This is a genomic window from Mesorhizobium sp. M7A.F.Ca.AU.002.02.1.1 (assembly GCF_003998535.1).
In the GTDB taxonomy this organism is placed as follows: domain Bacteria; phylum Pseudomonadota; class Alphaproteobacteria; order Rhizobiales; family Rhizobiaceae; genus Mesorhizobium; species Mesorhizobium ciceri.
Genome location: NZ_RZPB01000355.1, coordinates 1 through 6181, shown reverse-complemented (window position 1 = coordinate 6181; position 6181 = coordinate 1). Strand labels below are relative to the sequence as shown.

The 6181-nt window shown below is 59.7% G+C and carries 5 protein-coding genes; 4 read left to right on the top strand and 1 reads right to left on the bottom strand.

The window, feature by feature from the left end; translation table 11 throughout:
• Positions 1 to 1407: aldehyde dehydrogenase family protein (locus EN879_RS20815; RefSeq protein ID WP_164774486.1), on the bottom strand; the 1407-nt coding region annotated here is incomplete at its 3' end.
• Between the two features lie 86 nt (positions 1408 to 1493).
• Here EN879_RS20815 and EN879_RS20810 point away from each other — a divergent pair.
• The 4 genes from EN879_RS20810 to istA form a co-directional block, all read left to right on the top strand.
• The gene (locus EN879_RS20810; RefSeq protein WP_063170553.1) at positions 1494 to 2492 is read left to right on the top strand and encodes a 4-hydroxythreonine-4-phosphate dehydrogenase PdxA; all 999 of its coding nucleotides are present in this window, start codon (positions 1494 to 1496) and stop codon (positions 2490 to 2492) included.
• A gap of 54 nt (positions 2493 to 2546) precedes the next feature.
• Entirely contained in the window at positions 2547 to 3530 is a 984-nt protein-coding gene (locus tag EN879_RS20805; protein WP_063170552.1) for a LacI family DNA-binding transcriptional regulator, read from the top strand.
• A gap of 77 nt (positions 3531 to 3607) precedes the next feature.
• Positions 3608 to 4375, top strand: a complete 768-nt coding sequence (locus EN879_RS20800; protein WP_063170551.1) for an SDR family NAD(P)-dependent oxidoreductase — start codon at positions 3608 to 3610, stop codon at positions 4373 to 4375.
• Positions 4376 to 4894: 519 nt separating this feature from the next.
• A partial coding sequence (gene istA / locus EN879_RS20795; RefSeq protein WP_127274218.1) for an IS21 family transposase occupies positions 4895 to 6181 on the top strand: 1287 nt, incomplete at its 3' end.

The window sequence follows — 6181 nt, the reverse complement described above, 5'->3', positions numbered from 1 at the left end:
ATATTCGATGTTGGCTTCCGCGACGGCAAACTGGTTGACCTGCACGAAGCCGGCGTCGATGCGCGACACGAAGTCGAACGCCGCCGGGAGGTTTTCCGTGAAAATCGTTGCCGCGAGGCCGTAAGGCGTATCGTTGGCCTCCTGCAGCACGGTCTCGAAATCGGTAAAGCGTGAGACAGTCGCGACCGGCCCGAAGATCTCGTCACGGCAAACGGGTGAGCTTGCGGGAACGCCCTCGATCAGCGTCGTCGAGTAGTAGTAACCCTTGTCCAGACCTTCGGGACGCTGGCCGCCGCAAAGGATACGGGCGCCCGGCGTCTGCCGCGCCATTTCAATATAGCGTTCGACCCGATCGAACTGCTTGCGCGATACGATACAGCCCACCTGTGTCGCTTCATCCAGCGGGTTTCCAACCCGGAAAGACGGAATGCCGGCCAGGACGCGCTCGATCACCGCATCATAGATGGCGTCGTGGATATAGATCCGCGTACCGGCGGAACACGACTGGCCCTGACGCTGAAGCCGAAGCCCCTGCAGAATGCCACGCGCCGCGCGATCGACATTGGCATCAGCCAGGACGATGTTCGGATTCTTGCCACCGAGTTCGGCTGTGACTGGTATGATCTTGTCGGCGGCGTAGTGCATGATCAAGGCGCCGACGGCGCTCGATCCGGTGAAGCTGATCTTGCGTACAGCCGGATGTTGGCAAAGCAGGCGACCTGCTTCCTCGCCGAGCCCGGTGATTGCGTTCGCGACGCCGGGTGGCAGAACCGCCTGTAGCAGTTCGAACACCCGAAGCACTGCCAAGGGTGCTTGCTCGGCCGGCTTTAGCACGACGGTGTTGCCCGCGGCGAGTGCCGGGGCGATCTTGCTGGCAAGCTGCATCAGCGGTGCATTCCACGGAATGATCGCGCCAACGACACCAAGCGCCTCGCGTCGCGTATAGAGCAGCCGGCCAGGATCGGGCGGATAGGTCCGGCCGTTGATCTCGCCAGCCAGGCCACCGAAATAACGCAGGATGTCGACCATGGTGCCGGCTTCATTGCGCGATTGGGTTGGAAGTGCGTTGCCAGTCTCCAGCGACGAGAGCCGGGCAATGTCTTCACGGAAGCCGTCGAGATGATCGGCTGCCCGCATGAGCAGGGCGCCGCGCTCTCTCGCCGGCGTTGCCGACCAAGACCGGAACGCAAGGGAAGCCGCATCCACCGCAGAATTGACATCCTCTATGCCGCAGCGTGGCGCAGAGCCGATGATCCTTTCGGTGGCGGGGTTCTCGATATCGAATTGCGCTGTTGTGAGCGCTTTTCTCAAGCCGCCGCCGCAGACGATCTGGCCCGAAAGTCGTCTCGCTTCCGTGGTTTGCGCGCCGATGCGCGCTTCAAGGGAGTCTGTTGCAAAGGCGTTCATACGAGATGGCTTCTGTTGTTTTTGATTGAGCATACGTATGCACTCTGTTAGACATTTGAAATGAGTTTGTCAAACGGGAGTGAGAAATGTCTGTGACAACAATCGGCCTCGTCGCTGGAGACCCATCCGGTGTCGGTCCGGAACTTTGTGCCAAATTGGTCAATGCAAAGGGGCGCCAGAGTGACCTCCGCGTTGCCGTCTTTTGTGGGAAAGGGAGCTTTCGCGACGGAATACGAATCGCTGGTCTCGATGGTGAAATCCCGGTCGTCGATAGCGTCTCATCGATTCCGGAGCGTGGCGGCGTGGCGCTGATTTCAGGTCTGGATCGAGGCGGCTACAAACCCGGTGTGGCGAGTGCGGAGGGCGGAACTGCCACGCTCGCGGCGCTGGAGAGTGCAGCAGACGCGGCCGGGGCAGGGCAGCTCGATGCGATTGTCTATGGTCCGCTCAACAAACAGGCGATGTGGCTGGCCGGTCACAAGGCGATCGACGAACTGCATTTTTTCTCAAGTCGCCTCGGTGTTACTGGCTTCTGCTGCGAAATGAATAACCAGGGGGCTCTCTGGACGGCCCGCGTAACCTCGCATATCCCGCTTCGCGCCGTGGCCGACAACATCTCCGTGGAGTCCATCATTGCGGCCACGGTGGCCGGCGCCAAGGCGGTCGAATCATCAAGCGGCAAACGTGCGAGAATAGCCGTTGCCGGCCTTAACCCGCATTTGGGAGAAGGCGGCGCAATGGGCACTGAGGAGATCGAGATTATCCTCCCCGCCATCGAAAGGCTAAAGGAACTTGGATACGATGTCGCCGGCCTCTATCCGGCCGATACCGTCTTTCTGCGTGTGGGGCCGGAGAAGCTCGACTTGATCATCACCATGTTCCACGATCAGGGCCAGATCGCGCTGAAGACACTCGGTTTCGCCAACACCTCGACCGTTCTTGGCGGATTGCCGCTGCCAATCGTTACCGCCTCGCAAGGAACAGCCTACGACATTGTTGGCCAAAATCGCGCCGACCCCGCCGGCCTGACAGCAGCGTTTGATCTCGCGCATCGTCTTGCTATTGCTGCGCGCAAGGCAGCATAACAGGCGCAAAAGCTGATTTGCGCAAGGATCCAATGCATGAGACGGTCAACTTCGGTGGATGTCGCGCGGGAGGCTGGCGTATCGCAATCGACGGTGTCTCGCGCGCTCGCCGGCGACGGGAGGATTTCAGAGGAGACAAAGAAAAAGATTCGCAAGACGGCGGAGCGCTTGGGCTATACGCCAAATGGGATCGCGCGAAGCCTGCAGACGAAGAAGACGAATATGGTTGGCCTGATCATGGCCGATATCCTCAATCCGTTCTACCCGGCCGTCCTGGAAATCTACACCCAGAAGCTCAACGCCATGGGCAAGCAGCTCCTGTTGCTTTCCGTGCCCAAGGGTTTCGAAGTCGATGACGTGCTGCCATCGATGCTTCAGTACGAGATCGACGGTTTGATCGTCACGTCAGCTGTGTTGTCGTCGCGAATGCGCGACATCCTGCACAACAGGAACACTCGGGTGGTTTTGTTCAACCGCTCCGTCGACGACTTTTCGATCAATTCAGTGTGCTGCGAGAACAGGTCGGCTTCTATGGAAGTTGCCGCCCTTCTTGTTGCCGCAGGGCATAGGCGTATAGCCCTTATAGGGGGCCGCCCTGATACGTCGACCCACCGCGAACGTAGCGCCGGTTTTCAGGATGAATTGCGCCGCCATGGAGTCCAAATCATTAGCGAGCAATTCGGCGAAAACACCTATGGCGGGGGTTACAGGGCAGCGATCAATCTGCTGTCCGGCCCGACTCCCCCGGACGCCATCTTCTGTATCGCCGATGTCATGGCGCTTGGCGCGCTGGATGCAGCGCGCTTCGGGCTTGGGCTGAAAGTTCCGCGCGATGTTTCCATCGTGGGCTTCGATGACATTCCCTCGGCCGCCTGGCCGGCATACGACCTCACCACCTTCCGCCAGCCGATCGAGGCGATGGTGGGGCGGTCCCTGTCCCTGCTGTTTGATCCGGCAGACTTTCCACCAGCGGCTATTCGCATACCCGGCGAACTGATCATTCGCGGCTCTACCAACATTGGTCCTGCAACCGTCTGAACTGATCAACGCCAGATACTAATTTAGCAAATTCATATGCATACGTATTCTCAAGTTAAGGAAATGGAGAGTGATTTATGAAGGAAAATCAAGTCGCGCCAAATTTCAGGCTGGACGGAAAACGGGCGCTTGTTACCGGAGCCGGGCGGGGTTTGGGACTGGCCGCCGCCCATGCGCTCGCCCACTTTGGTGCCGAGGTCGTTCTGATCGCCCGCACATTGAGCGAGATCGAGGCTGCCGCTGCCAATATCACTCGCGCGGGCGGACGAGCCGAAGCAATCGCTCTCGATATCCGGGACGTTTCGGCAGTGAGTGAAGCTGTTTCACACAGGCCGGCTTTTCACGTGCTGGTCAACAATGCCGGGATGAACCGCACCAACCCATTCCTTGATGTAACGCAGGCCGATTTCGATGATATTATGGCCCTCAATCTCCGTGCTTCCTTTTTTGTCGCGCAGATCGTCGCGCGACGCATGGTCGAGCAAGGCGTCAGTGGCAGCATCATAAACATGTCGTCGCAGATGGGCCATGTCGGCGCCGCGACGCGCAGCGTCTACTGCGCCTCGAAATGGGCAATGGAGGGCATGACCAAGGCGGTGGCAATCGATCTTGCGCCATACAAGATCCGTGTGAACACCATTTCCCCGACGTTTGTAGAAACCCCGCTCGCTCAAAATTTCCTGAAGAACGAAACATTTAAGGCGGAGGTCATGTGCAAAATAAAGCTCGGCCGCATCGGTCATGTCGACGACATAACCGGAGCAGTTGTTTTTCTTGCGTCCGATGCATCCTCTCTGATGACGGGGTCGTCCATGGTCATCGACGGCGGATGGACTGCGGACTAAAGGCAATTCTCAACCCGCAAATTGGCAATCTCTGGTGGTTTTCGCTCCGTCTTTGACGCGACACGCAGTGCACGAGCGGCCAAAGCACAAACCGCGGCTGTCATTGGTGGGCTAAACGCCCACCAGTCTTCACTCCTTAGGGATATGGCAGTCCCAGGGGGCCCGCGAACTATTTGCTCAATCCCGTGGGTCATCGCCAGGTAAAGGGCGAGCACGGAGATCAAGCAAACCCCATTCCTACAACCACGGCCGTCCGCTCAGTTCGACAGACAAAGCTTTCGTGCGATGCCATGCCCGATCCTCACCTGCGAGAAGACTATGCTGCGAAAGGCGTTCTCCAGGATCACGACACGCTCTTCAAGCGCAACGGCAAGTGGCCCCGGCTCGCTCCTCGGCTACATCGTGTGATTTTTCATGGAATGAGGACCCTGTTTGAGGGGTGATTTTCGTCCAAACGGGACCCCTTAACGATGGGTCATCAAGATGCCTCCGGTTTGATCGGAGGCATTTGTGTTTTGGATGTTGGTTGTGGAGACGATTGCGAAGATACGCCGGCTGTCGCTGGTGCAGGGGAAGTCGATCAAGGCGATCTGCCGGGAGCTGAAGATCTCCCGGAAGGTGGTGCGCAAGGTTTTGCGTTCCGAGGAGACAGAGTTCCGCTACGAGCGCAAGCATCAGCCTTATCCCCGGATGGGCGCCTGGCGTGACGAGCTGGATCGGCTGCTATCGGCGAATGCGGCCAAGTCTCAGCGGGAGCGGCTGACACTGATCCGCATCTTTGAGGAGCTTCGCGGCCTCGGCTATGACGGCAGCTACAGTTCGGTGTGGCGGCATGCTCAGAGCTGGGCGGCGGATCGCGGCAGCGCCGCGGCCGAAGCCTACATTCCGTTGAGCTTTGCGCCGGGCGAGGCCTACCAGTTCGACTGGAGCCACGAGATCGTTCTGCTCGACGGCGTGACGGTAACGGTGAAGGTGGCGCACATGCGGCTTTGCCACAGCCGTATGTTCTTCGTGCGGGCCTATCCGCGCGAAACGCAGGAGATGGTGTTCGACGCCCATGACCGGGCGTTCAGCTTCTTCCGCGGCGCCTGCACGCGTGGCATCTACGACAACATGAAGACGGCGGTGGACGCGATCTTCATCGGCAGCGATCGCCGCTACAACCGCCGCTTTGCGCAGATGTGCGGGCATTACCTTGTCGAGCCGGAGGCCTGCACGCCGGCGGCCGGCAGGGAGAAGGGGCAAGTCGAGAACCAGGTCGGGCTGGTGCGCGAGCGCTTCTTCACACCGAGGCTGCGCTTCAAGACGTTGGAGGATCTCAACGGCTGGCTGGCCGACAAATGCGTTGCCTATGCCAAGGCGCATCGGCATCCCGAACAGGGCGAGCGCACGATCTGGGACGTATTCGAAGAAGAGCGCGCCAGCTTCATTCCCTATGCCGGGCGCTTTGACGGCTTCCATTGCATTCCCGCGTCGGTGTCGAAGACCTGCACGGTGCGCTTCGACAACAACAAATACTCGGTGCTGTCGAGTGCCGTCGGCCGGCCCGTCGAGATCCATGCTTATGCCGACCGGATCATTATCCGCCAGGACGGCGTGGTCGTGGGCGAGCATGCCCGCTGCTTCGGCCGCAACGAGGTCATCTACGATCCCTGGCACTACGTGCCGGTGCTGGCCCGCAAGCCGGGCGGATTGCGCAACGGCGCGCCGTTCCTTGGCTGGGTCCTGCCGTCGGCAATGGAGAAGGTGCGCCGCAAGCTCAAGGCGGTTGATGACGGCGACCGGCAGATGGTGTCGATCCTCACC

What these genes read in the sequence shown, in the direction of transcription:
- EN879_RS20810 (WP_063170553.1), top strand. Translation starts at nt 1,494, where the DNA reads ATGTCTGTGACAACAATCGGCCTCGTCGCTGGAGACCCATCCGGTGTC.
- EN879_RS20800 (WP_063170551.1), top strand. Translation starts at nt 3,608, where the DNA reads ATGAAGGAAAATCAAGTCGCGCCAAATTTCAGGCTGGACGGAAAACGG.